This window comes from Streptomyces flaveus, from assembly GCF_014647675.1.
GTDB lineage: Bacteria > Actinomycetota > Actinomycetes > Streptomycetales > Streptomycetaceae > Streptomyces > Streptomyces flaveus.
Genome location: NZ_BMPQ01000002.1, coordinates 545,071 through 568,915, shown reverse-complemented (window position 1 = coordinate 568,915; position 23,845 = coordinate 545,071). Strand labels below are relative to the sequence as shown.

23 protein-coding genes and 1 riboswitch are annotated in these 23,845 nt (G+C 68.2%); of the genes, 10 read left to right on the top strand and 13 right to left on the bottom strand.

Annotation, left to right across the window (positions count from 1 at the left end; all coding sequences use genetic code 11):
• Positions 1-107: 107 nt before the first annotated feature.
• Positions 108-248, bottom strand: a riboswitch (cobalamin riboswitch).
• A 101-nt stretch (positions 249-349) separates the two neighbouring features.
• Entirely contained in the window at positions 350-589 is a 240-nt protein-coding gene (locus IEZ21_RS05860; RefSeq protein WP_189320772.1) for a hypothetical protein, read from the top strand.
• 6 nt (positions 590-595) lie between these two features.
• Here the strand turns inward: IEZ21_RS05860 and IEZ21_RS05855 are convergent, their stop codons facing one another.
• From IEZ21_RS05855 to IEZ21_RS05830, 6 genes are all read right to left on the bottom strand, one after another.
• Positions 596-1,102 (bottom strand): GNAT family N-acetyltransferase, encoded by a 507-nt coding sequence (locus IEZ21_RS05855; protein ID WP_189320771.1) that lies wholly within the window; start codon positions 1,100-1,102, stop codon positions 596-598.
• A gap of 160 nt (positions 1,103-1,262) precedes the next feature.
• A complete protein-coding gene (mctP, locus tag IEZ21_RS05850) occupies positions 1,263-2,891 on the bottom strand; it encodes a monocarboxylate uptake permease MctP (protein ID WP_189320770.1) in 1,629 nt (542 codons plus the stop codon).
• A complete protein-coding gene (locus tag IEZ21_RS05845) occupies positions 2,888-3,187 on the bottom strand; it encodes a DUF3311 domain-containing protein (RefSeq protein WP_189320769.1) in 300 nt (99 codons plus the stop codon). The genes mctP and IEZ21_RS05845 overlap by 4 nt, the downstream gene beginning before the upstream one ends.
• Positions 3,188-3,314: 127 nt before the next feature.
• Positions 3,315-3,515, bottom strand: coding sequence for a CstA-like transporter-associated (seleno)protein (locus IEZ21_RS05840; RefSeq protein WP_189320768.1), 201 nt, complete (start codon positions 3,513-3,515; stop codon positions 3,315-3,317).
• On the bottom strand, positions 3,487-5,625 hold the full coding sequence (locus IEZ21_RS05835) for a carbon starvation CstA family protein (RefSeq protein ID WP_189320767.1): 2,139 nt from the start codon (positions 5,623-5,625) through the stop codon (positions 3,487-3,489). The genes IEZ21_RS05840 and IEZ21_RS05835 overlap by 29 nt, the downstream gene beginning before the upstream one ends.
• Positions 5,626-5,753: 128 nt before the next feature.
• The gene (locus tag IEZ21_RS05830; RefSeq protein ID WP_189320766.1) at positions 5,754-6,518 is read right to left on the bottom strand and encodes a GntR family transcriptional regulator; all 765 of its coding nucleotides are present in this window, start codon (positions 6,516-6,518) and stop codon (positions 5,754-5,756) included.
• A 343-nt stretch (positions 6,519-6,861) separates the two neighbouring features.
• Between IEZ21_RS05830 and IEZ21_RS05825 the strand changes: the two genes are divergently transcribed.
• From IEZ21_RS05825 to IEZ21_RS05810, 4 genes are all read left to right on the top strand, one after another.
• On the top strand, positions 6,862-8,163 hold the full coding sequence (locus IEZ21_RS05825) for a sugar ABC transporter substrate-binding protein (protein ID WP_189320765.1): 1,302 nt from the start codon (positions 6,862-6,864) through the stop codon (positions 8,161-8,163).
• Between the two features lie 86 nt (positions 8,164-8,249).
• Complete coding sequence (locus tag IEZ21_RS05820; protein ID WP_189320764.1) at positions 8,250-9,245, top strand: carbohydrate ABC transporter permease; 996 nt, start codon at positions 8,250-8,252, stop codon at positions 9,243-9,245.
• 53 nt (positions 9,246-9,298) lie between these two features.
• A complete protein-coding gene (locus tag IEZ21_RS05815; RefSeq protein WP_189320944.1) occupies positions 9,299-10,153 on the top strand; it encodes a carbohydrate ABC transporter permease in 855 nt (284 codons plus the stop codon).
• 8 nt (positions 10,154-10,161) lie between these two features.
• A complete protein-coding gene (locus IEZ21_RS05810; RefSeq protein WP_189320763.1) occupies positions 10,162-11,679 on the top strand; it encodes a glycoside hydrolase family 3 protein in 1,518 nt (505 codons plus the stop codon).
• Between the two features lie 96 nt (positions 11,680-11,775).
• Here IEZ21_RS05810 and nagB read toward each other — a convergent pair whose 3' ends face one another.
• Positions 11,776-12,561, bottom strand: a complete 786-nt coding sequence (gene nagB / locus IEZ21_RS05805; RefSeq protein ID WP_189320762.1) for a glucosamine-6-phosphate deaminase — start codon at positions 12,559-12,561, stop codon at positions 11,776-11,778.
• Between the two features lie 544 nt (positions 12,562-13,105).
• On the opposite strand from nagB, the gene IEZ21_RS05800 reads away from it, so the two are divergent.
• Positions 13,106-14,572, top strand: a complete 1,467-nt coding sequence (locus tag IEZ21_RS05800; protein ID WP_033320136.1) for a sensor histidine kinase — start codon at positions 13,106-13,108, stop codon at positions 14,570-14,572.
• Positions 14,573-14,790: 218 nt separating this feature from the next.
• Here IEZ21_RS05800 and IEZ21_RS05795 read toward each other — a convergent pair whose 3' ends face one another.
• Both IEZ21_RS05795 and IEZ21_RS05790 read right to left on the bottom strand, forming a co-directional pair.
• Positions 14,791-15,048 (bottom strand): WhiB family transcriptional regulator, encoded by a 258-nt coding sequence (locus IEZ21_RS05795; RefSeq protein WP_016639615.1) that lies wholly within the window; start codon positions 15,046-15,048, stop codon positions 14,791-14,793.
• Positions 15,049-15,365: 317 nt separating this feature from the next.
• A complete protein-coding gene (locus IEZ21_RS05790) occupies positions 15,366-16,334 on the bottom strand; it encodes a diacylglycerol/lipid kinase family protein (RefSeq protein WP_033320054.1) in 969 nt (322 codons plus the stop codon).
• Positions 16,335-16,436: 102 nt separating this feature from the next.
• Here IEZ21_RS05790 and IEZ21_RS05785 point away from each other — a divergent pair, with 102 nt between their 5' ends.
• A complete protein-coding gene (locus tag IEZ21_RS05785; protein WP_189320761.1) occupies positions 16,437-16,886 on the top strand; it encodes a hypothetical protein in 450 nt (149 codons plus the stop codon).
• Positions 16,887-16,945: 59 nt separating this feature from the next.
• On the opposite strand, the gene IEZ21_RS05780 is transcribed toward IEZ21_RS05785, so the two are convergent.
• The 3 genes from IEZ21_RS05780 to IEZ21_RS05770 form a co-directional block, all read right to left on the bottom strand.
• On the bottom strand, positions 16,946-18,037 hold the full coding sequence (locus IEZ21_RS05780) for an RNA polymerase sigma factor SigF (RefSeq protein WP_189320760.1): 1,092 nt from the start codon (positions 18,035-18,037) through the stop codon (positions 16,946-16,948).
• Positions 18,034-18,447: an ATP-binding protein gene (locus IEZ21_RS05775; RefSeq protein WP_033320057.1), complete on the bottom strand. Its 414-nt coding sequence runs from the start codon at positions 18,445-18,447 to the stop codon at positions 18,034-18,036. Before IEZ21_RS05775 ends, IEZ21_RS05780 begins: the two co-directional genes overlap by 4 nt.
• A gap of 253 nt (positions 18,448-18,700) precedes the next feature.
• Complete coding sequence (locus IEZ21_RS05770; RefSeq protein WP_165341782.1) at positions 18,701-18,961, bottom strand: UBP-type zinc finger domain-containing protein; 261 nt, start codon at positions 18,959-18,961, stop codon at positions 18,701-18,703.
• 61 nt (positions 18,962-19,022) lie between these two features.
• Here IEZ21_RS05770 and IEZ21_RS05765 point away from each other — a divergent pair, with 61 nt between their 5' ends.
• The gene (locus IEZ21_RS05765; protein WP_189320759.1) at positions 19,023-20,621 is read left to right on the top strand and encodes a Na+/H+ antiporter; all 1,599 of its coding nucleotides are present in this window, start codon (positions 19,023-19,025) and stop codon (positions 20,619-20,621) included.
• A 19-nt stretch (positions 20,622-20,640) separates the two neighbouring features.
• On the opposite strand, the gene IEZ21_RS05760 is transcribed toward IEZ21_RS05765, so the two are convergent.
• Positions 20,641-21,426 carry an IclR family transcriptional regulator gene (locus tag IEZ21_RS05760; RefSeq protein ID WP_189320758.1) on the bottom strand — a complete coding sequence of 262 codons (786 nt, stop codon included), beginning with the start codon at positions 21,424-21,426 and terminating at the stop codon, positions 20,641-20,643.
• A gap of 155 nt (positions 21,427-21,581) precedes the next feature.
• Between IEZ21_RS05760 and IEZ21_RS05755 the strand changes: the two genes are divergently transcribed.
• Both IEZ21_RS05755 and IEZ21_RS05750 read left to right on the top strand, forming a co-directional pair.
• Entirely contained in the window at positions 21,582-22,919 is a 1,338-nt protein-coding gene (locus tag IEZ21_RS05755) for a sugar ABC transporter substrate-binding protein (RefSeq protein WP_189320757.1), read from the top strand.
• On the top strand, positions 22,916-23,845 hold a 930-nt coding region (locus IEZ21_RS05750; protein ID WP_189320756.1), incomplete at its 3' end, for a carbohydrate ABC transporter permease. The genes IEZ21_RS05755 and IEZ21_RS05750, both read left to right, overlap by 4 nt.

Below are 23,845 nucleotides of genomic sequence, written 5' to 3'. Positions count from 1 at the left end.
AGAGGGGGTTCGGGGCACACGGGCGTACGCGCTCTGCGACAGCGGGACGCCGCGTCCACCGGCCCACTCCGCGAGGCCCGGACGGTCATGGTCGCCCGGACCGGATTGGCCTGGGCGCGCTGTCGGCAGGTCCTCGGACTGACGCTCGCGCACGGCCGGTCCCGGGGACAGGCATGCACAAGTACACCGTTGCGGGACAGTTCCGGATTCGCACCGGATTCCCCTGCGGCGACAGCGAACATGAGCATACATGTTGTGTCGGGCTACGAGAGTGAACCCCACATGTTGTGTTGCATCGCGGAACCTCGGTGGGACGCAACAGGCGAAGGCGTTGCGTTACGGTGCCTCCATGACGCCGGAGACCATCAGCTTGCGCCTGGACGAAGAGACGTATCGCGAGCTGCAAGAGCTGGCTGCCGCCTGGCGCGTCACGCCGGCGGACGCCATCGGAATGGCTGTGCACGAGGCGTACGTCCGGGAGCAGTACCGGCGCGCAGCCGCCGAGCTGGACGAGTGGCGCAATGACCCGGCCTACCAGGCGGAGATCGCCGAAGTGCGGGCGGAGGTTGAAGAGCCGCGTGCGTGGTGACGGCCTCTACAGCTCCAACTCGTAGGCCAGCAGGCTGATGTCGTCGAGGTGCGGGATCGGGTTCCAGTCGCGTTCCGGAGTGCGGGTGAAGCCGAGACGTTCGTAGATGCGATGGGCTGAGTGCATGGTGCGCTGGGTCGACAGGACGATGCGTACGCAGCCTTCGGTGGCCCGTGCGCGATCTGTGCAGGCGCGTACGAGCGCCTCTCCGACGCCCCGGCCGCGGGCTTCCGGGGCGACCGCGAGCATTCGTATCTCGGCCTCCCCGGGGCCCGCGATGTCGGCCATCGGCCCGCCGGACGGTACGAACGTCACGCCGCCCAGCACGCGGTCGTGCTCGACGGCGACCAGCACCTCGGCCGCGGCGGCCCGCTTGACGACGTCCCGCAGCTCGCCCAGGTACCAGTCACTTTCCCCGAAGTCGAGCAGCCCGTCCCCGAGATAGGCCTGCGCGGTGATCTCGCCGAGAGTCTCGTACTCCTCCGGGGTTGCCCGCCTGATCGCGATGTCCATGCGGTGCAGTGTGCATCAGGGGTACGACAACGGCCTGCGGTTTTCCCGTACGAGGATGTCAGTACGGGGGGATCTCAGCCCACGCCCGGCCACGGCGGCAGCGTAGCCGTGACCAGCCGGGCCGCCAGGGGGCGGCGAACTCCCCCTGGCGGCCCGGCACCTAGTGCCCGGCCCCAGCCGTAGCCGGAGGCAGCTCCACCTGCACTCCCTCATCCCCCGCGTCTGCCGTGTAGTCCCCCGGAGACGTCTCGTCGATGCCGTCCGGCGCCTTCGCCGCCTTCAGTACGAAGGTCAGCACCACCGTCACCACCACGTTCAGGACGAACGCCGTCAGCCCGATGTAGCCCATCTCGCCGAGCCCCGGAATCTCCGCGTTGGAGCCGCCGAAGTGCTTCTGGGTCGGGGAGGCGACCCCGTACGCGGCCACCGTCCCGTACACCATGCCGACCGCCCAGCCCGCGAGCAGCGCCCAGCGGTGGAACCAGCGGGTGAACAGGCCGCCGACCAGGGCCGGGAAGGTCTGGAGGATCCAGATGCCGCCCAGGAGCTGGAAGTTGATCGCGACCGTCTTGTCCATGGTCAGGACGAAGGCCAGCGCGCCCACCTTCACAAGGAGCGAGACCAGTTTCGAAACCTTGGTCTCCTGGGCCGGAGTCGCATCGGGCTTGATGAAGTCCTTGTAGATGTTGCGGGTGAAGAGGTTCGCCGCCGCGATGGACATGATCGCCGCCGGTACGAGCGCGCCGATGCCGATCGCCGCGAACGCGACACCCGCGAACCAGGCGGGGAACATGTTCTCGAAGAGCTGAGGGATGGCCAGCTGCCCGTTCTCCACCTTGATTCCGGCCGCGATCGCCATGAAGCCGAGCAGCGCGAGCAGGCCCAGCATCAGGGAGTACAGCGGCAGGATCGTGGTGTTGCGGCGGATCACCTCACGGCTGCGTGAGGACAGCGTCGCCGTGATCGAGTGCGGGTACATGAACAGCGCGAGCGCGGAGCCCAACGCCAGCGTGGCGTAAGTCCATTGGCCCGCCTCGGCCGGGACCAGCGCACCGCGCGGCGCCCCTGTCGCCTCGTTGGTCTGGCTGTACGCGTCGCCGGCCGCGGCGAAGATGTCGTCGAAGCCGCCCAGCTTGATCGGGATGTAGATGATGGCCACCGCGATCACGATGTAGATCAGAGTGTCCTTCACGAACGCGATCAGTGCGGGGGCGCGAAGCCCCGACGAGTACGTGTACGCCGCCAGCACGCCGAAGGCGATGAGCAGCGGCAGGTCCTTGATGAACCAGTTCGTGTTCTCGCCGCCGCCGACACCCATCACGTCAAGGACCGCCTGGATGCCGACCAGTTGGAGCGCGATGTACGGCATCGTGGCGAGGATGCCGGTCACGGCCACCGCCAGCGACAGGCTCTTCGAGCCGAACCGCCCGCGCACGAAGTCCGAGGTCGTCACGTACCCGTGCTTGTGCGACACCGACCACAGCCGCGGCAGAAAGGTGAAGATCAGGGGGTAGATGAGGATCGTGTAGGGCACGGCGAAGAAGCCGGCCGCGCCCGCCGCGTAGATCGCCGCCGGGACCGCCACGAAGGTGTACGCCGTGTAGAGGTCGCCGCCGAGCAGGAACCAGGTGACCCAGGTGCCGAACGACCGCCCGCCCAGGCCCCATTCGTCGAGGCTGTGCTCGTTCTCGGCCCTGCGCCAGCGCGAGGCCAGGAAGCCCATGACCGTGACGGCCAGGAAGAAGAAGATGAAGACGGCGAGTGCGACGCCGTTCACGCCGTCGTTCATGCCGACGCACCCCCGTTCTGGGAGGCCTCGGACCGGTCGGCCTTGCGGGCGCGCTGGTCACGCTGCCACAGCTGGTACGCGATCATCGTGAGCGCCGTGGAGATGAGCACCCACAGCATCTGGTACCAGTAGAAGAACGGGATGCCGATGAAGGCCGGGTCGACCTTCGCGTACGAGTCCACCCAGAGCATCGCCACGAACGGCGCGAACAGGCAGAGGGCGATCACCACACGGACCGGCGTCACCACCGGTGGTTTCACTTCGGACGCTCTTGGCGCATCGGACGTTTCTGACATATGGCGACTCCGTCCCCTCACTGATCACCTTGCAACGCGCAGGAAATCTAAGGGACAGTTCCGCCTCATGGAACCCCCGTCCGGAATACGGAAGCAAATGTGCGCATTCCGTGGCGACCGCGTGTGATCAGCAGCAACGGAACCCCTGCCGTGGATCCGACTCCTGACGCTCCGTGCGCTCCCGCTCGAACTCGCGGCGGGACGGTACGAGTGCGTCCGGATGTGCCGTACGGACATGGGTGACGTAACGGTCGTACGCGGACTCGTCGGTCAACTCCCGCACGTACCACCGCACGGACCTAAGAACCCGGAGCAGCCCCGACAGCATCGTGTTCCTCCTCCTTCTCCTCCCGGGTCGGGATCAGCCCGGCCGGGGCGACGATCTTCGACTCCACGTACGGCGCCTCGCTGAGCGTGGACAGCGCGGGACGGCGTACATGCCTGATGCATACCCTGGTCGCGTCCACGATCACGATCACGATGAGCAGCGCGAGAACCGCCGAAAGGACGCCGTCCACCGTGGAGTTGGTGACGACGGTACGCATGTCGTCCATGTTCTTGGCGGGCGCGAGCACCTCGCCCCGGTCGATGGCGTCCTGGTAAACCGAGCGCTGCTTGAAGAAGCCGACGCGCGGATCGCTGGAGAACACCTTCTGCCAGCTTGCCGTCAGCGTGACCGTGGCGTCCCAGGCGAGCGGAACCCCGGTGACCCAGGCCCACTTGAGGCGCCCGGACTTCACCAGCAGCGTCGTGCAGACGGCCAGCGCGACCGCTGCGAGCAGCTGGTTGGAGATACCGAAGATCGGGAACAGCTGGTTGATGCCGCCGAGCGGTTCATGGACGCCCACCCACAGGAAGTAGCCCCACAGACCGCAGACGATGGCACTGGTGATGACGAGCCCGGGCTTCCAGCTCACGTTCTTGAAGGGCTTGTAGAGGTTTCCGAGCGTGTCCTGGAGCATGAAGCGGCCCACGCGGGTGCCCGCGTCGAGCGCGGTCAGGATGAACAGTGCCTCGAACATGATCGCGAAGTGGTACCAGAACGCGCGCAGACTGTCCCCGGTGATCTGGGAGAAGATGTCCGAGATACCGATCGCGAGCGTGGGAGCGCCGCCGGTCCGCGACAGCAGCGACGCCTCCTCGACGTTCCGCGCCGCCGCCGCAAGGTCCTCCGGGGATATCTGGTAGCCCCAACTCCCCACCACCTGCGAGGCGTTCTGCACCGAGTCGCCGATGACCCCGGCCGGGGCGTTCATCGCGAAGTACAGACCGGGGTCGATGACGGACGCCGCGATCAGCGCCATGACCGCGACCGAGGACTCCATGAGCATGGAGCCGTACCCGATCATCCGGACCTGCGTCTCCTTCTGGATCATCTTCGGCGTCGTACCGGACGAGATCAGCGAGTGGAAGCCGGACAGCGCCCCGCAGGCGATGGTGATGAAGACGAACGGGAAGAGCGAGCCCGCGAAGACCGGGCCGTCACCGCGTGAGGCGAAGTCCGTGACCGCGTCCATCTTCAGCGTCGGCAGGGCGATCACGACGCCGAGCGCGAGCAGGAAGATGGTGCCGATCTTCATGAACGTGGAGAGGTAGTCGCGCGGTGCAAGGAGCATCCACACGGGCAGGATCGAGGCGATGAAGCCGTACGCCACCAGCCAGATCACGAGTGTGGAGGGTTCCAGCGTGAAGGTGTCGGCCCAGGACGACTCCGCGACCCACCGCCCGGAGACCAGCGCGAGCAGCAGCAGCGCGATGCCGATCAGCGAGACCTCGGTGACCCGTCCTGGCCTGAGGACCCGCAGGTAGAAGCCCATCAGCAGGGCGATCGGGATCGTCATCGCGATGGAGAAGGTGCCCCAGGGCGACTCGGCGAGGGCGTTGACGATGACCAGGGCCAGCACACCGAGCAGGATGATCATGATGGCGAAGGCGGCGAGCAGGGCCGCGGCCCCGCCGAACGGCCCGATCTCCTCGCGCGCCATCTGCCCGAGCGACCTGCCGTCGCGGCGCGTCGAGAAGAACAGCACCACCATGTCCTGTACGGCGCCCGCGAAGATCACGCCGACGATGATCCAGATGGTGCCGGGCAAATACCCCATCTGCGCGGCCAGTACGGGCCCCACCAGCGGACCCGCGCCGGCGATCGCCGCGAAGTGATGGCCGAGCAGCACGCGCCGGTCGGTCGGATGGAAGTCGATGCCGTTGTTGAGCCGCTCGGCGGGCGTGGCGCGGGTCTTGTCGACCTTGAGGACCTTGTTCGCGATGAACTTCGAGTAGAAGCGATAGGCGATGGCGTACGAGCCGAGAGCCGCCGCCACCATCCAGGCGGCCGACACCTCCTCGCCCCGCGAGAGCGCCAGTACGGCCCAGCCGGCCGCGCCCACCAGCGCGACGAGCGTCCAGATGACGATGGATCGAGTGTTCGCAGTGCGCACCGGGTCGTCCTCCCGTCCATGCGATGACGGGGAGGACCGTAAAGCAGGTGAGGGAACAGCGCCACACCGCGTGCACCAGTAGTTTTGCGCCGCACGAACTGGCGTGCCCCGCAGGGACTTTGATGGTTCTACTCCTGAGGGCGCTTCAGCCGCGCCACGAACTTGTACCGGTCCCCCCGGTACACCGACCGCACCCACTCCACCGGCTGCCCGTCCTTGTCCAGCGAGTGCCGCGACAGCATCAGCATGGGCAGGCCCACGTCCGTGCCGAGCAGGCCGGCCTCGCGCGGATTGGCCAGGGAGGTCTCGATGGTCTCCTCGGCCTCGGCGAGACGGACGTCGTACACCTCGGCCAATGCCGTGTACAGCGACGTGTACTTGGCGAGCGACCTGCGCAGCGCCGGGAAGCGCTTCGCGGACAGATGTGTCGTCTCGATCGCCATCGGCTCGCCGTTGGCCATGCGCAGCCGCTCGATGCGCAGCACACGGCCGCCCGCCGAGATGTCGAGAAGCCCGGCGAGGGTGTCGTCGGCGGTGATGTAGCCGATGTCCAGGAGCTGCGAGGTGGGTTCGAGGCCCTGGGCCCTCATGTCCTCGGTGTACGAGGTGAGTTGGAGCGCCTGCGAGACCTTCGGCTTGGCGACGAAGGTGCCCTTGCCCTGGATGCGCTCGAGCCGCCCCTCGACGACGAGTTCCTGGAGTGCCTGGCGGACGGTGGTGCGCGAGGTGTCGAACTCGGCGGCCAGAGTGCGCTCGGGGGGTACGGACGTTCCGGGCGGCAGCGTCTCCGTCATGTCGAGCAGGTGCTTCTTGAGGCGGTAGTACTTGGGCACACGCGCGGTACGGATGGGGGACCCACCCTCGTTCTCCGCACTGCTGACGTCGGTGCTCATGCTCTGCCTTCCCGGCTCCTGGTGCCGATGCGGCCGACGTACGCGTCGGCACGGCTCACATCGTGGCACGGCCTGTCGTGCGAGTGTCCCTCGCACGCTCCGTGATCTCTCCTATATACCGTTCGCTGTCCCCTCTGGTCTAGTCCACCACATTGGAGTGGTCCACCCGGGGTCAGTGAACTCACCTGCTCTTTTTGCCACTTTCTTGCTTAAAGGTTCTTGAATATGTAGTTCCCATAACGGACGTCCGGACGGGTCTGCCTTCCCTTGACACCCCTCCAGGTCTAGGCCAAGCTCCCGCCAACTGGTCTACACCACTGGGGGCCAGGCGAGGAGGGGTGACATGAAGCGCAAGCTCATCGCGGCCGTCGGTGTCGCGGGCATGATGGTCTCCATCGCGGCGTGCGGAGGCGGCGGCAGCGAGGCGGCCGAGGATCCGAAGGACCGCAAGGGCGAGTTGACGGTCTGGCTGATGGTGGACGCCCAGACGAGCTGGCCGGAGCTGGTCAAGCAGGCCAACGCCGAGTTCAGCGAGAAGTACCCGGGCGTCAAGGTCAACGTCCAGTACCAGCAGTGGGGCGACAAGACGAAGAAGCTCGACGCCGCCCTGTCCGGCGACAAGTTCCCCGACGTGGTCGAGCTCGGCAACACCGAGACCATGACGTACATCCTCAACGGGGCCCTCGGCGAGATCGATGAGAAGAAGTACGACAACTCCGACACCTGGATCGACGGCCTGAAGGACACCTGCTCCTACGAGGGCAAGATGTACTGCGTGCCCTACTACGCCGGTGCGCGCGTGGCCATCTACAACAAGGACATGTTCAAGGCCGCCACCGGCAAGGACACCATCCCCGAGACCGAGGCCGACCTGACCGAGGCGCTCGGCCAACTCGAGGCCGAGTACGGCAAGAAGGACAAGGCGTTCTCGCCGCTCTACCTGCCGGGACGCTACTGGTACGCCGCCATGTCGTACGTCGCCGCCTACGGCGGCCAGATCGCCGAGTACGACGAGGGCAGCAAGAAGTGGAAGGCCACGCTCTCCTCTCCCGAGGCGCAGCAGGGCATTCAGCACTACGTCGACCTGGTCAAGAAGTACAACAACGGCGACCAGACCAAGGACGAGCAGGACCACGCCAACGTCATGGCCAACCAGAAGACGGCCTTGATCTACGGCAACGGCTGGGAGTCCGGCAGCGTCATCGACCCGGCGGCCAACGGCAACCCCAAGCTGAAGGACAAGATCGTCACAGCCGGCATGCCCGGCCCGAACGGCAAGGCGCTGCCCAGCTTCATCGGCGGCTCCGACCTGGCCACCGTCTCCAAGTCGGAGAACCAGGATCTGGCACAGGACTGGATCTCTATCTTCACCAGCGAGAAGTCGGAGGCCGCGCTCGCCGAGAAGGACATCCTGCCGAACAACACCAAGCAGCTGGAGCCGCTGAAGGCGAAGCCGGAGACGGCTCCGATCGCGAACGCCGTGCCGGACGCCTGGTTCACGCCCATCGCGCCGGGCTGGGCCGCGGTCGAGAAGAAGGAAACGCTCGAGCTGATGCTGCTCGACATCCTCAAGGGCACGTCGGTCGAGGAGGCCACCAAGGCCGCCGACGCGGAGATCGACGAGCTGATCAACGAGGCTTCCTGACGCCTTGATCCGTCGGGGACGGCGGGCCAACCCCTGAGCCCGCTGTCCCCGCCCCCGGTTACCGGTTCGAACGGAAGGCCAGCACAGTGAGTGCCGCCGAAATGAAAGCACCCGCCCCTCCGGTGTCCGTCCCACCGCCCCCCGCGCACCACGACACTCCGCGGCCGGCAGCCGGGAGAGCGCCGAAGAAGCGAGCGGGCGCCTATCTGCCGTACGCCCTGATAGCCCCGACGGTCGTGGCGATCGCCGCGGTGTTCGTCTGGCCGCTCGTCAAAACGGTGATCATGTCCTTCCAGGACGTGGGACGCCGGGAGCTCTGGACGGGTCAGGCTGCCGAGTGGGTCGGCTTCGAGCAGTTCACCAACATCCTCGGCGACGGCGAGTTCTGGGACGTCGTATGGCGCACGGTGCTGTTCATGGTCGCCTGCGTCGTCACCACCATGGGCGCCGGGCTGTTCCTCGCCCAGGCCATGCAGCGCATGAGTACGTGGATCCGGCTCGCCCTGACCGCCGCACTGGTCGCCGCCTGGGCCATGCCGCTGCTCGTGGCGACCTCGATCTTCCGCTGGTTCGCCGACTCCGACTACGGCGTCGTCAACATGGTGCTGACGAAGTATCTGGGGCTCGACTTCCGCGGCCACAACTGGTGGCTCGACCCCAAGCAGGGCTTCCTGATCATCGCCGCCGTCGTCATCTGGGGCGCCATCCCGTTCGTCACCATCACCCTCTACGCCGCCCTCACCCAGGTGCCCAGGGAGCTCGAGGAGGCTGCGGCGCTGGACGGCGCGGGCGCGTTCGGCGTGTTCCGCTACGTCACCTGGCCCGTCATCAAGCCGGTCTTCCAGATGGTCGCCACGCTCTCGGTGATCTGGGACTTCAACGTCTTCGGCCAGGTCTTCCTGATGCGCGGCAACGAACCGGAGCCCGAGTACAGCCTCCTGGGCATCTACTCGTTCGAGAAGGCCTTCGAGTCCAACTCCTTCAGCCAGGGCGCGGCCATCTCGCTCATCACGGTGCTGCTGCTCTCCGGCGTGGCCGTGTACTACCTGCGCCAACTGCTCAAGATCGGAGAGGTCGAGTGAGCGCCACGACGTCCACGCGCCCCGGGCCGCCCACCCGCCCGGCACCGCCCCGCCTGGGGCGCCGTCCAGCACCGCGTCCGGACCGCAAGAAGAAGAGCCGGCACGTCTACAACCTCGTCGGCGTCCTCGCCCTGGTCGTGATGGCTTTCCCGGTCTATTGGCTGGTGGTCAGCGCGCTGCGGCCCAACCACGAGATCCGCAGCTACGACCAGACACTGTGGCCGTCCTCGATCTCCTTCGACAACTTCAAGCGGGCGATCGACGCTCCGAACTTCGGCTCGGCGATCCAATCCAGCCTGATCATCTGCGTCACCGCCGTGGTCGGGGCGATGCTGCTGTCGACGGTCGCCGCGTTCGCGATCGGCCGGTTCCACTTCACCGGCCGCAAGGCGTTCATGATCGCGCTTCTGGTGATCCAGCTGCTGCCGCCGACCGCGATGCTCATCCCCATCTACATCCAGCTCAACGGCCTGGGCGCGCTCAACGAGTACTGGGGCGTCATCGTCATCTACCTGGTCTCCGCGCTGCCCTTCGCCACCTGGATGATCCGCGGCTTCGTCATCAACATCCCCAAGGAGCTCGAGGAGTCGGCGATGGTCGACGGCTGTAGCCGGATGGGCGCCTTCTGGCGCGTCATCTTCCCCCTGCTCGCTCCGGGCCTCGCCGCGGCCTCGATCTTCTCGCTCATCAACGCGTGGAACGAGTACCTGCTCGCCTACGTGGTGCTCCAGGACAACGACAAGTACACCCTGAACGTGTGGCTGATGAACTTCACCACGTCCCGAGGCGTCGACTACGGCGCGCTGATGGCCGCCTCGACACTCATCGCCCTCCCGGTTGTCGTCTTCTTCATGCTCGTCCAGAAGAAGATGGCCTCGGGCCTAACCTCCGGCGCCGTGAAGGGATAACGCCACCGATGACGACACTCACCGATGGAACCTCCACCCTGACCCGCGACGCCCTTGCCGTCCTGCAGCCAGGCTTCACCGGAACCTCGGCTCCCTCCTGGCTGCTGCGGCGGCTGGGAGAGGGCCTGGCCTCGGTCGGCCTCTTCGGCCGGAACATCGCCTCGCCCGCGCAACTGTCCGCCCTGACCGCCCAGTTGCGTGCCGAGCGCGACGACGTCCTGGTCGCCATCGACGAGGAGGGCGGCGACGTCACGCGCCTGGAGGTGCGTACGGGGTCGTCGTTCCCGGGCAACCACGCCCTGGGTGCGGTGGACGACGTCGCGCTGACCCGGGAGGTCGCCGCCGGACTCGGCCGCCGCCTGGCCGCCTGCGGCGTCAACCTCAACTGGGCCCCGTCCGCCGACATCAACTCCAACCCCGGCAACCCGGTCATCGGCGTACGCTCCTTCGGCGCCGACGCGTCCCTGGTGGCCCGGCACACGGCCGCATACGTATCGGGACTCCAGTCCGCGGGCGTGGCGGCCTGCACCAAGCACTTCCCGGGCCACGGCGACACAGCGGTCGACTCGCACCACGCACTACCGCGCATAGACGCCGAGCTGTCGGTCCTGCACTCCAGGGAGCTGGCCCCGTTCCGCGCGGCCATCGAGGCGGGCACGCGCGCGGTGATGAGTGCCCACATCCTGGTCCCGTCCCTGGACCCGGCGCATCCCGCGACCCTCTCCCACCGCATCCTCACGGGTCTGCTCCGCGAGGAACTGGGCTACGACGGCCTCATCGTCACCGACGGCATGGAAATGCAGGCCATCTCCGCGACGTACGGCATCGAACGGGGCAGCGTCCTCGCGATCGCCGCGGGCGCCGACGCCATCTGCGTGGGCGGAGGCCTGGCGGACGACGCGACGGTACTGCGCCTCAGGGACGCACTGGTCTCGGCGGTACGTGCGGGCGAACTGCCGGAGGAACGGCTGGCGGACGCGGCGGGACGAGTACGGGAGCTGGCGGCCTGGACGGCTTCGGTGCCGGGCCCGCCTTCGGGGACGGGGGCCGTTTCGGCCGGGCTCTCCGGGACGTCGCCCCGTGCCGACGTGGGCCTGGTCGCGGCGCGGCGTGCACTGACCGTGACACGTGCGGAGCACTTCGTGCCGCTCACCGAGGCGCCGTACGTCGCCGCCTTCACGCCCGTCGCCAATATCGCCGTCGGTGACGAGACGCCGTGGGGAGTCGCCGCCGAGCTTCGGCGGATGCTGCCGGGTACGGAGACGGGGCGTTTCGCGGGGGAGCGGGCCGGGGCCGATGCGCTCGCGGCCGCGGAGGGCCGGCGGGTCGTTGCCGTGGTGCGTGATGCTCACCGTCACGCCTGGATGGCCGGGGCCCTGGACACCCTCCTCGCCGCCCGCCCCGACACGATCGTGGTCGAGATGGGCGTACCCCAGTCCCCGCCGCGAGGCGCGCTGCACATCGCCACGCACGGGGCGGCCCGTGTCTGCGGTCTGGCGGCGGCGGAGGTCATCGCCGGGGCGTGAGCCGACGGCCACGCCCACCCGAGCGAGGCAAGCGACAAACAAGGTGCCGGGCCCCACGGAAGGGGCCCGGCACCTTCGCACGCCCGGAGGCGAACCCTAAATGCCCTGCCAGTCCGGCTTGTTGGCGTACGTGTGCCGGAAGTAGTCCGCGAGCTTCAGCTCGGAAGCCGCCGCCTCGTCCACGACGACCGTGGCATGCGGATGCAACTGGAGCGCCGAGGCGGGACACACCGCGGCCACGGGCCCCTCGACCGTCGCCGCGACGGCATCCGCCTTGCCCTCGCCCGTGGCGAGCAGCACCAGATGCCGCGCCTGAAGAATCGTCCCGATCCCCTGAGTGATGACGTGATGCGGAACCTGCTTGATGTCCCCGTCGAAGAACCGCGCGTTGTCGACCCTGGTCTGCTCGGTCAGCGTCTTGATCCGCGTACGCGAGGCGAGTGACGAGCAGGGCTCGTTGAACCCGATGTGCCCGTCGGTCCCTATGCCGAGCAACTGGAGATCGACCCCGCCGGCCTCCGCGAGCGCCTTGTCGTACGCCTCGCACGCCCCCTGCACATCCGAAGCCGCCCCGTCCGGCCCCATGAACGCCCCGGCTGCCAGCCCCAGCGGCTCCAGCACCTGACGTCGCAGCACGGAACGGTACGACTCGGGATGCTCGGCCGGCAGCCCCACGTATTCGTCGAGCTGCGCGATCCGGGCCCGCGAGACATCCACGGCTCCGGCGCTCACCTTCGCCGCCAACGCCTCGTAAACGGGCAGCGGAGTCGAGCCGGTCGCCACGCCGAGCAGGGCGTCGGGCTTGCGCCGGAGCAGCGCCGTCATGGCCTCGGCGATGAGCTCGCCACCTGCCGCGGCGTCCGGAACGATGACAACTTCCACGCTGGGCCTGCCGTTCTGAAGGAGGGGGACTCAACGAACTCAACGACATCTGTGGTTTAGACCAATCTAGCAGAACTGCGATCTGCTCCCGCTTCTGAACCGTCCGGGGTTAGGGTGCGTGGTGGATACTGAGCGCGAGGTTGTTGGATAAAGAGACAACAACAAACATCCGTCAACGCATGGACACGGTGGAGTGGTCTAGTCCACAATTGCGGAGACAAGCTTGAAAGCGCAACGGAACGATCAAGCAGTCTGACCGACCAAGCCTCCGCCTTCCCCGCACAGGAAGGCGGACCGAGGAACCGGGGCTCTCTGCCCTGACTGCGCCGGCTCCTCATCCTTCGGCCGACCGGGACCGCACACCCCACGGCCGTTGCTGCTCCGGGCTGCGGTGCCGGGAGGGTTGAGGGTCCCTCTCAGGCGCCGCGGCCCGCGGGTGCCGCATCATTCCGGGGACGACCCCCGGACCCCCAGCCGTTTGCTCGCCTAGCCATGTTTTCGGGCCATGTCCGAGTGCCCAGGTACGCTCGCACTCGTGCCCTCCATGAACGACCTCGTCCGCCAGCACACCGCTCTCGGTGACTCCGATCTCGAGTGGCTCCATCTGCTGGTCTCGGAGTGGCAGCTTCTCTCCGACCTCTCCTTCGCCGATCTCGTCCTGTGGGTCCCCACGCGCGACGGCACCCGCTATGTCTCCGTGGCCCAGATGCGGCCCAACACCGGCCCCACCTCGTACCAGGACGACATGGTCGGCCACCTCGTCCCCCGCGGCCGTCGCCCCATGCTGGACATCGCCCTGGACGAGAGCCGGATCGTGCGTGAGGGCGACCCGGAGTGGCGTGAGGAGGTTCCGGTACGGGTCGAGTCCATCCCCGTGAGCAGGGAGGGCCGCGTCCTGGGCGTCATCGCCCGCAACACCAACCTGCTCACCGTGCGCACCCCCTCACGCCTCGAACTGACCTATCTCCAGAGCGCTTCCGACCTCGCGCAGATGATCGCGGCGGGCTCCTTCCCGTTCCCGAACCAGCAGGTCGACATGGACGCTTCGCCCCGGGTGGGCGACGGCCTGATCCGGCTGGACGCGGACGGCGTCGTCCAGTACGCGTCGCCGAACGCGCTGTCGGCGTACCACCGCCTGGGCCTCGCCTCCGACCTCGTCGGCCACCACCTCGGCAGGACCACCTCCGAACTCGCCCCGTCCCGGGGCCCGGTGGACGAGGCCCTGGCCAAGGTCGCCAGCGGCTGGGCGCCCCGCGAGTTCGAGATCGAGAGCGACGACGGCGTGATCCAGCTCCGCGCGATCCCGCTCAAACCCAAGGGCACCCGGGTCGGTTCCCTCGTACTCCTGCGGGATGTCACCGAACTCCGCCGCCGCGAGCGCGAGTTGATCACGAAGGACGCGACCATCCGGGAGATCCACCACCGGGTGAAGAACAACCTCCAGACGGTCGCGGCCCTGCTGCGGCTCCAGGCCCGCCGTATCGACTCCGACACGGGCCGCGAAGCCCTCGAAGAGGCCGTACGCCGTGTCGGCTCGATCGCGATCGTGCACGAGACGCTCTCTCAGAACCTGGACGAGCGCGTCGAGTTCGACGAGATCGCCGACCGCGTACTCGCCATGGTGGCCGAGATCTCGCCGGGCAAGGTCACGGGCCGGCGCACCGGCCGCTTCGGCATCCTCGACGCCGAGGTCGCCACCCCGCTCTCCATGGTCCTCACGGAAATTCTGCAGAACGCGCTCGAGCACGGCTTCCGCGAGGGCGACCGCGGCACCGTCGAGGTCTCGGCGGTCCGCGGCGGCACCACCGCGGAGACCCGGCTCCTGGTCACCGTCCAGGACGACGGCATCGGCCTCCCGCAGGGCTTCGACCCGCAGCGCTCGGGCAATCTCGGCCTGCAGATCGTACGGACCCTGGTGGAGGGCGAGTTGGGCGGTACGTTCGACATGGTCCCGGCACCCGAGCGCGGTACGCAGGTGATCCTGGACATCCCGGTGCGGGTGCGTAAGTAACGCACGCGGACGCAGGAGGTAGGACCAGGAGGTAGGACGCAGAAGTCGCACCAGTGGTCACACACAGCAATGAGCCCCGGATCACTGAGTGATCCGGGGCCAGTGCTCGTGTGCTATGCGCTTGCGCATCGGCGGGGTACTGCGCGCTGCGGCTCGGGGGCGGGAGATGCGTACTCGCCGTACGCGCCGCCAAGCTCAGGCTGTTGCGGGGTGGGTTGTCAGGCGGAGGCCTGACGGGCCCGGTTGCGGGCGGCGCGGCGCTTCATGGCGCGGCGCTCGTCCTCGCTGAGACCACCCCAGACGCCGGAGTCCTGGCCGGACTCGAGCGCCCACTGCAGGCACTGCTCCATGACGGGGCAGCGGCGGCAGACGGCCTTGGCTTCCTCGATCTGCAGCAGCGCAGGACCGGTGTTGCCGATGGGGAAGAAGAGCTCGGGGTCTTCCTCGCGGCAAACGGCGTTGTGACGCCAGTCCATGGCTGCTACCTCTCCTTGGTATTACATACAGGTTGCTTGTGAATGTGAACGCTTTCACGAATCCCTCAACAAGTGAAGGGTCGACTACCAGATGGACTGGCGTCGTCCTTGATGTGAGGAGGGGTTCTGGCTCTCTGTGGGGCCGATTCTGCGGGCCGCCCCGAGCGCCACGTAGAGACTCGCAAACCTCAGCGGCGGATACAACCCCTTCTGGAAAGTTTTTTTTGATTCCTCGGTGTCGACTAGGTCACAGCCGTACTTCCATGGGGTGGACCCTGGCCTAAACGTTCGAGTGAAAGGACTTTAGCCCCTTCTGCTCACACAATCACACGCAGTGCACGGCGAACGCCTGTGAACGTCACGCTCGTACGCAGCCCCAGATGGTCGCCGTCCATCTGAAGGGGGAGTGGCACCTTCGAATGCAAGGTGAAGTCCGTCAGATCGTGCAGGGAGAGGGCGTGCTTGCCATGGGGGCCCTTCTCGGGGGACGAAGTGAGCAACTGCGTGGCATATCGGGCGACCGCCGGCGTGGACATCCGGCTGAGACCCAGTACGTCCAGGCCAGTTTCGAACGAGGCCTTAGGTGACGCATACACCGGGCGATTGCCGAGATACGTCCACGGAGAGGTGTTACAGACAATGGACATCACCAGATCGGACACCGGATCCTCACCGGCCCGCTCCAAGGTGATCATGCCGTGCCGGCGATGGGGCTCGTCCAGGAACTGGCGTACCGCCTGGCGCAGATAAAGGGCGTGCGTGGAGCGCTTGCCGCGCTCGCGCTGTTGCTCGACCCGGCCTATGACGCCCGCGTCGAAGCCGAAGCCCGCGCAGAACGTGAACCAGCGGGACGGGACCGCCTCGTCCTCCGTGCCCGCGGTGCCGGCCGCGATACCGAGGCCGACCGTACGTTCCCGGCTCTCGCGCAGCGCGTCGAGCAGGGCGCCGGTGGCCTCCACGGGTTCGTTGGGCAGACCCAGGGCGCGGGCGAAGACGTTGGTCGAGCCGCCGGGGACCACGGCGAGGCGGGGCAGACGGTCGGGGGCGGGGCCCTGGTGCAGCAGGCCGTTCACGACCTCGTTGACCGTGCCGTCGCCGCCGAGGGCCACGACCAGCTCGATGTCCTTGCTCTCCGCCGCCTGCCGGCCGAGGTCCTGGGCGTGCCCGCGGTACTCGGTGGTGACCGCCTCGAGTTTCATCTCGCTCGCCAGGGCGTGGATCAAGACGTCACGCGTGCGTGCGCTGGTGGTAGTAGCTGCCGGATTGACCACAAGAAGTGCACGCATGCGATGCAGCGTACCTACCTGGGTGTACTCGGCCCATACCGAGGGGATCGGGAAGGGGGATCGGGCAGCCGCGGGAAGGGGGCCGAGGGCTACCCTTCAGGTGTGAGCTCTGCGAAGACCCCCACCCCGGACGCCCCCGAGACAGGCCCCCGCCCCGGACGGCTGACCGCCGCGGCGGCGCTGGCCGCCCTTGAGGGCCTCGCCCTGGTCGCGGCAGGCGTCTACATCCTGGTGATGGGTCTGGCCGGTGACCCGGACGACCGGCAGCAGGCCGTCACGGGCGGGATCACGCTGGTCGTGCTCGCGCTGCTGCCGCTGCTGGCCGCGCGCGGTCTGCTCAAGCAGCGCAGCTGGAGCCGGGGTCCCGCGATCATCACGCAGATCATGGCGCTGCCGGTGGCCTGGACGCTCCTCCAGGCCGACAGTCTGGCCATCCCGGGCGGCATCGCCCTGGCCGTCGTCGCGGTCGCGGCGCTGGTGCTCCTGCTGAACCCGGAGACGACCCGGGCCCTTGGGATCCGCGGACCCGGGAACGTGCAGAACCAGAAGTAACCGGCGCATTCAGGCCCGTACAAGAACAGGTTCGTACGAGAACAAGCCCGTACCGGTTCCTACTCCTCGACGAGCAGCTTCTCCCGCAGCTGGGCCAGTGTCCTGGCCAGGAGGCGTGAGACGTGCATCTGGGAGATGCCGACCTCCTGGGCGATCTGCGACTGGGTCATGTTGGCGAAGAAGCGCAGCAGCAGGATCCGCTTCTCGCGCGGCGGCAGGTCCTCCAGGAGCGGTTTCAGGGACTCGCGGTACTCGACGCCCTCCAGGGCCTCGTCCTCGGAGCCCAGTGTGTCCGCGACCGCCGGGGACTCGTCGTCCGTGTCGGGAACGTCCAGGGAGAGCGTGGAGTACGCGTTGGCCGACTCCAGGCCCTCCAGGACCTCCTCCTCCGAGATGGCCAGCTTCTCGGCCAGCTCATGCACGGTGGGGGAGCGGCCGTGCTGCTGCGAGAGCTCCGCGGTGGCCGTGGTGAGCGACAGGCGCAGCTCCTGGAGCCGGCGCGGGACGCGCACCGCCCAGCCCTTGTCGCGGAAGTGTCGCTTGATCTCACCGACGACCGTCGGCGTCGCGTACGTGGAGAACTCGACGCCGCGCTCCGGGTCGAAGCGGTCGACCGACTTGATCAGGCCGATGGTGGCGACCTGCGTGAGGTCGTCCAGCGGCTCGCCGCGGTTGCGGAAGCGGCGCGCGAGATGCTCGACGAGCGGGAGATGCATCCGGACCAGTTGGTTGCGCAGCTCCGCGTACTCCGGGCTGCCCTCCGGCAGCATGCGCAGCTCGATGAACTTGGCCCGCGCGCCGCTGCGGTCCTGATGGTCGTGCCGTACGTGCTGTACGACCGAGGCGCCCTCGGTGCCGTTACCGGAGTGTCGCTCGTGCTGCTCGCTCATAGTCCCGCCCGTCACCCGCAGCCGCCCTTCCGGGGGCGATCCCCCAGACTCCGTCCCGGGAGATCCCCCTGGACCCCCGAGCAGAGGGGCTCCGGCCGCCGAGGAGTCGTCCTCCGGATGCGGCCGGGCCTGCTGCTCGGGGATGCCGTCGACACCCTCCGACGCCATGCGTCGGGGCCCGCTGGGGCTGCCGACGCCCTCAGCGGGAAGTTTCCTTGTGCCGCGCTCTTCGTCCCGCACCGGCCCGTCCCCGTTCCTCACGCCGGCCCGGGTCCCGCGCCGCGCTGTTTGTAGAGGCTGATCGAAACGGTCTTGTCGTCGGCGACCGAGGAGGACACCTTGCCCGCGAGGGCCGACAGCACGGTCCAGGCGAACGTGTCCCGCGAAGGGGCGTGGCCGTCGGTGGTCGGGGCCGAGACCGTCACCTCCAGCGAGTCGTCGATCAGGCGGAAGACACAGCTGAGTACCGAACCGGGCACGGCCTGCTGCAGCAGAATCGCGCACGCCTCGTCGACCGCGATGCGCAGGTCCTCGATCTCGTCGAGGGTGAAGTCCAAACGCGCCGCGAGGCCGGCCGTGGCCGTACGCAGCACCGACAGGTAGGCACCCGCAGCCGGCAGCCGGACTTCCACGAAGTCCTGGGTCGCGGGCTCGCCTGCGATCTGGGACACCCTCACCTCCAAGGTGGTACAAGCTCTATCGGGGACCGAGGGTCGCCCCTCGGGGTAACGCGCTACGTGGTTCAGCGGTGACGCTACCGCGCTCTCAGGTTTTCTGTCCCCGGGACCCCAACCCCGTTGTTGTCACTCATAGTAAACATAGTTATACGCACAGTGGCTAGGGGGTCTGCGGGCCCAATTGGGAAGAACGCGCGCCGGGTTGACGTACCCAGGCGTCGGACCGTCGAATCTCACGGATCCGGGGTCACACGATGACGTGGTCGACGAAGCACCATCGCCAGCTCTCACCGGGCTCTAGTGAGCGCATCATCGGATGTCCCGTCTCCTTGTGGTGCTCTGTCGCGTGCCGCATCGGCGATGTGTCGCAGCAGCCTACGTGACCGCAGTCCAGGCACAGCCGGAGCTGCACCGGGTGCGTACCCGCGGCACGGCACTCGAGGCAGGTCTCGCTCAGCGGTCCGGGTTCCGGACGCGGCAGCGAGGCGGTGTGCGTGCACTGTTTCATGATGGCCAGGTTACGACGGGCGCGGTGAAAACATTTCAAGAACGAAGGCGGGCCGGAACCGATGCATGTGATGCCCCTGCTTCTGCTGATCGCGGGCTGCGCCGCGATCGCCGGTGTGGCCCGCCGCACCCCGGTCCCGCCGCCCCTGCTGCTCGTCACGGTGGGCCTGGCCGTCTCGTACGTCCCCTGGGTGCCCGAGTACACCCTCGACCCCGAAGTGGTGCTGCCGCTGCTGCTGCCCCCGCTGCTGTACACGGCGGCCACGGACAGCTCGTATCTCGATCTGCGGGCGTCCATACGGCCCGTGGCGCTGCTGTCGGTGGGGTACGTGCTGTTCGCGACGCTCGTCGTCGGCTGGGCCGCGTATCTGATCGTGCCGGACCTGCCGCTCACCGCGGCCCTGGTGCTCGGCGCGGTGGTGGCGCCGCCGGACGCGGTGGCGGCGACGGCGGTCGCGCGCCGGGTCGGGCTGCCCTCGCGGCTCACCACGATCCTGCAGGGCGAGTCCCTGGTGAACGACGCGACCGCGATCACCGCTTTCAAGGTGGCGCTCGCCGCCGCCGTCGGGGAGGGCGCGAGCTGGGCGGGCGGCATCGGCGAGTTCCTGATCGCGGCGCTCGGCGGCATCGGGATCGGGCTCCTGCTGATGGTGCCGATCCACTGGCTACGTACGCACCTGAAGGAGGCGCTGCTGCAGAACACCCTCTCCTTGCTGATCCCCTTCTTCGCGTACGCGGTCGCCGAGCAGGTGCACGCCTCCGGAGTGCTCGCCGTGGTCGTCGTCGCCCTCTATCTCGGGCACCGCTCCTGGCAGGTCGACTTCGCCACCCGGCTCCAGGAGGAGGCGGTGTGGAAGATGGTCGCGTTCGTCCTGGAGTCGGCGGTCTTCGCACTGATCGGCCTGCAACTGCCCGTCGTCCTGAGAGGGCTCGGGGAGTACGAGGGTGTCAGCGCCGCCTGGTACGCGGTGGCCCTCTTCCTGGTGGTCGTCGCCGCCCGGTTCGTGTGGGTGTATCCGGCGACCTTCCTGCCGCGCATGCTGTCCCCGCGGATCCGGAAGCGGGAGGAGAACCCCAGCTGGAAGGGGCCGTTCGTCGTCGGCTGGGCCGGGATGCGGGGTGTCGTCTCGCTCGCCATCGCGTTCTCGATCCCGCTGACGATGCACGGCGGCGAGGACTTTCCCGGACGTAACCTCATCCTGTTCCTGACCTTCACGACGGTCATCGGGACGCTGGTCGTGCAGGGCCTTTCGCTGCCCCCGCTGATCAGGATGCTGAAGCTGCCCGGGCGCGACGTGCAGGCGGAGACGCTCGCGGAGGCGAACGCCCAGGCGCAGGCGTCCCGGGCCGCCGAGCGGCACCTGGACGAACTCCTCGCGGACGAGCGCAACGCCCTGCCGCCCCCGCTCGAAGAGCGCCTCCGCTCGGTTCTGGAGCGGCGCCGCAACGCGGTGTGGGAGCGGCTCGGCTCGGTGAACCCCGTGACCGGGGAGACCGTGGACGACACGTACCGCCGCCTGGCGCGCGAGATGATCGGCGCCGAGCGGGAGGTGTTCGTGAAGCTGCGCGACGCTCGCTTCATCGACGACGAGATGCTGCGGACGCTGCTGCGGCGGCTGGATCTGGAGGAGGCGGCTGCCTACCGGGAGTCGGCGACCTGAGGGAGCCCTCGGGTGCCGGTCAGCGGATGCCCTCCGCGCGCAGCCGGGTCGCCAGGCGCTGGGCGTGCTCCTGGAGGACCGTGGCGACCTTGGCCGTCGCCTCGGCGGTTTCGGCGTCGGCGAGGGGCATGGAGCAGCTGATCGCGTCGGTGGCCGGGATGCGGTAGGGGACGGTGACGCTGACGCAGCCGATGCCCCGGGTGTTCTGCTCGTGTTCGACGGCGTACCCGCGCTCCCGGGTCTCCCGCAGTTCGCGGGCGAAGGTGTCCCGGTCGGTGACCGTGCGTTCGGTGAGGGCGGTGAGGGGGCCCGACGGCAGCAGGGCGTCCGCCTCGGCCGCCGTCAGTTCGGCGAGCAGGGCCTTGCCGAGGGCTGTGGCGTACGCGGGGAGGCGGCGGCCCACGCGTGAAGTGGCCCGGTGCGGTTCGGTGGTCTCGCGGGTCGCGAGGTAGAGGACATGGGAGCCGTCCAGCCGGGCGTAGTGCACGGTGTAGCCGGTGTCCTCGCGGATCTCCTCCAGGGTGTGGACGGCGTACGGCAACGCCTGGTCGGCATCGAGGTACGAGGTGCCGACGAGCAGCGCCCTGCTGGCCAGCCGGACCGACGTACCGTCGGCGGACGGCTCGACCCAGTGCATCGCGATCATCGTGTGCAGCAGCTGGTGCAGGCTGGAGCGCGGAAAGCCGGTGCGCCGGTGCAGCTCGGTGACGGGGATGAGCCCCTTCGCGTCGGCCAGCACCTCCAGGACCACCAGGGCTCGTTGCGCCGACTTCACCATCCTCGGCTCCTCCGCGACGGCGGACATGTGCGCTCCTCCCGAGATGTGCGGCCAGTGGTGACGGCTGAATTGGCGGCTGATACGGAACCGTACATTCCTTGACACGTGGCCGAAACCATTCTACGTTGCAGCAACCTTTTAGATTCATGAATCGCTTTCGCGTATGTGAATGGAGGTGGCGCATGGCTCAGCGACAGCAACGGGGCCGCCGCACAGCCGCCACACTCGCCGCCACGGCACTCGTCTTCTCGGCCGCCGCCTGCGGATCCGGATCGGACACCGCGGACTCCGGTGATCCGAACACCCTGGAGGTCTGGACCCGGAGCAATCCGGACGCCGCCGCCACCTACGAACGGGTCTTCGCCGCCTTCACCAAGAAGACCGGCATCAAGGTCGACTTCCAGCCGATCGTCAACTTCGATCAGCAACTCCAGAGTCGCGCCTCCATCAAGGACCTGCCCGACGTCATGATCAACGACAGCGGCTCGCTGGGCAGTTACCAGCGCCAGGGCCTGCTGAAGCCCATCGACCCCGACGCGATAGCCGGCCACGAGCAGATCGACGGCGAGACCTGGGGCACGGCTCGAGGACTCGACGGGCGTACGTACGGAATCCCGTACTCCCGCCAGGCCATGACCCTCATGGTCCGCAAGGACTGGCGCGAAAAGGTCGGCCTTCCGCAGCCCAGGACCTGGCAGGACCTGCTCACCCTCGCCAAGGCATTCGCCACCCGTGACCCGGACGGCAACGGCAAGAACGACACGTACGGCATGGTCGTCCCCGGCAGTGCCCAGAACGGGTACGCCGCCTGGTGGGCCGCCACCTTCCTCTGGCAGGGCGGCGCCTCACTCGTCGAGCCCGACCCTGACAACGTTGGCAAGTACCGCGCGGTCGCCGACTCGGAAGCCGCCGTACGCACCGTGTCCTGGCTGAAGGACAACCTCTTCTGCGGCGCGAAGAACATCGTCCAGCCCAGCGCCCTGACCTCCACCACGGGCAACGCCACCAACTTCCAGGACGGCACCGCCGGGATGTACCTCACCGGCCCGTACAACATCGCCACCTTCGACGCGACGCCCGGCAAGGACAAGTACGAAGTCGTCCAGGCCCCGGCAGGCCCCGACGGCGCCACCGCGCTGGCCGAGGGCGAGAACATCTACTTCGGCGCGAAGACCGGCAAGGCCGAGCAGGAGAAGGCCCTCGCCGAGTTCCTCATCACGCCCGAGGCGCAGCAGCTCGCGATGACCGGTGAGAACCAGCCCGTCGTCCGCATCCCCGTCAACACCACGCTCGACGCGGCGCAGGTACGGGACGACGAACGCTGGGCCACCGTGCAGCAGGCGTACCGCGACGCCTCGAAGCAGTTCCCCGCCGCTCTGGACTTCGCCCCGATCAGGCAGGACACCGCCGACAGCCTCAACGCGGTGTTCACCTACTGCGGCAGCGACGTCCGCGCCGGTCTGCAGGAGCTCAACGAGACGCTGACCGGTGATCTCAAGGACCAGGACCTGATCTCATGACCGCAACCCTGACCCCCGCGGGCGTACCCAAGTCCCCAGGGCCCAAGTCCGAGGCGCCCAAGTCCCGTCGCCGGGGCGGCTATCGGCGGGCCGCGCTCCCCTGGCTGTTCCTCGCCCCCGGTCTCCTCCTCGCCCTCGTCTTCAAGTTCGTCCCGATGGGCAAGGGCCTCTGGCTCAGCCTCTTCGAAGTACGGCCCTTCCTCGGCGACAAGTGGGTCGGCCTCGACAACTACACCCGGGTCCTGACCGACCACCGCTTCCTGGACGCCATCAACAACACCCTGATCCTGGGCATCGGTCAGGCGGCCGGCGCGATCCTCGTCGGCTTCGTGCTCGCTCTGCTGCTCGAAGGCCAGACCCGCTCCCTGAAGTTCCTCCGTACCGCCGTCTTCCTGCCCGTCGTCACCGCGACGGCCGTGGTCGGCGAGATGTGGCGGCTGCTGTACTACCCCACCTCCGACGGCTTCCTCAACAGCGTGCTGGGTGTGGTGGGCTTCGGCCCTGTGCCCTTCCTGGACAACCCCGACACCGCCCTGTGGTCCGTGATGGCCATGGGCGTCTGGATCGGCGCTCCGTACAACATGGTGATCATCCTCGCCGGTCTCGCGGGCGTCGACCGGACGCTGTACGAGGCCGCCGCGATGGACGGCGTCTCACTCTGGCAGCGGCTGCGCCATGTCACCCTGCCCGCCATCCGCCCCGCGCTCGCCATCGTCGTCACGCTCGCCGTGATCCGCAGCCTGCGCGTCTTCACCGAGGTGTACGTCCTCACCGGCGGCGGCCCGGCCGGCTCCACCGAGGTCTGGATGACCCGCGCCTACACCCTCGGCTTCACCCGCAACGACATCGGCGGCGCCTCCGCTGCCTCCGCCCTGCTGCTCGCCGTGACGTTGCTGCTCACGGTGACGGTCTATCGGCTCCGCACG

Coding starts and splice junctions, on each gene's coding strand:
- IEZ21_RS05765 (WP_189320759.1), top strand. CDS start 19,023: ATGCATGTGATGCCCCTGCTTCTGCTGATCGCGGGCTGCGCCGCGATC.
- IEZ21_RS05760 (WP_189320758.1), bottom strand. CDS start 21,426: ATGTCCGCCGTCGCGGAGGAGCCGAGGATGGTGAAGTCGGCGCAACGA.
- IEZ21_RS05800 (WP_033320136.1), top strand. CDS start 13,106: ATGAACGACCTCGTCCGCCAGCACACCGCTCTCGGTGACTCCGATCTC.
- IEZ21_RS05795 (WP_016639615.1), bottom strand. CDS start 15,048: ATGGACTGGCGTCACAACGCCGTTTGCCGCGAGGAAGACCCCGAGCTC.
- IEZ21_RS05830 (WP_189320766.1), bottom strand. CDS start 6,518: ATGAGCACCGACGTCAGCAGTGCGGAGAACGAGGGTGGGTCCCCCATC.
- mctP (WP_189320770.1), bottom strand. CDS start 2,891: ATGAACGACGGCGTGAACGGCGTCGCACTCGCCGTCTTCATCTTCTTC.
- IEZ21_RS05855 (WP_189320771.1), bottom strand. CDS start 1,102: ATGGACATCGCGATCAGGCGGGCAACCCCGGAGGAGTACGAGACTCTC.
- IEZ21_RS05790 (WP_033320054.1), bottom strand. CDS start 16,334: ATGCGTGCACTTCTTGTGGTCAATCCGGCAGCTACTACCACCAGCGCA.
- IEZ21_RS05755 (WP_189320757.1), top strand. CDS start 21,582: ATGGCTCAGCGACAGCAACGGGGCCGCCGCACAGCCGCCACACTCGCC.
- IEZ21_RS05860 (WP_189320772.1), top strand. CDS start 350: ATGACGCCGGAGACCATCAGCTTGCGCCTGGACGAAGAGACGTATCGC.
- IEZ21_RS05845 (WP_189320769.1), bottom strand. CDS start 3,187: ATGTCAGAAACGTCCGATGCGCCAAGAGCGTCCGAAGTGAAACCACCG.
- IEZ21_RS05825 (WP_189320765.1), top strand. CDS start 6,862: ATGAAGCGCAAGCTCATCGCGGCCGTCGGTGTCGCGGGCATGATGGTC.
- IEZ21_RS05770 (WP_165341782.1), bottom strand. CDS start 18,961: ATGAAACAGTGCACGCACACCGCCTCGCTGCCGCGTCCGGAACCCGGA.
- IEZ21_RS05840 (WP_189320768.1), bottom strand. CDS start 3,515: ATGCTGTCGGGGCTGCTCCGGGTTCTTAGGTCCGTGCGGTGGTACGTG.
- IEZ21_RS05810 (WP_189320763.1), top strand. CDS start 10,162: ATGACGACACTCACCGATGGAACCTCCACCCTGACCCGCGACGCCCTT.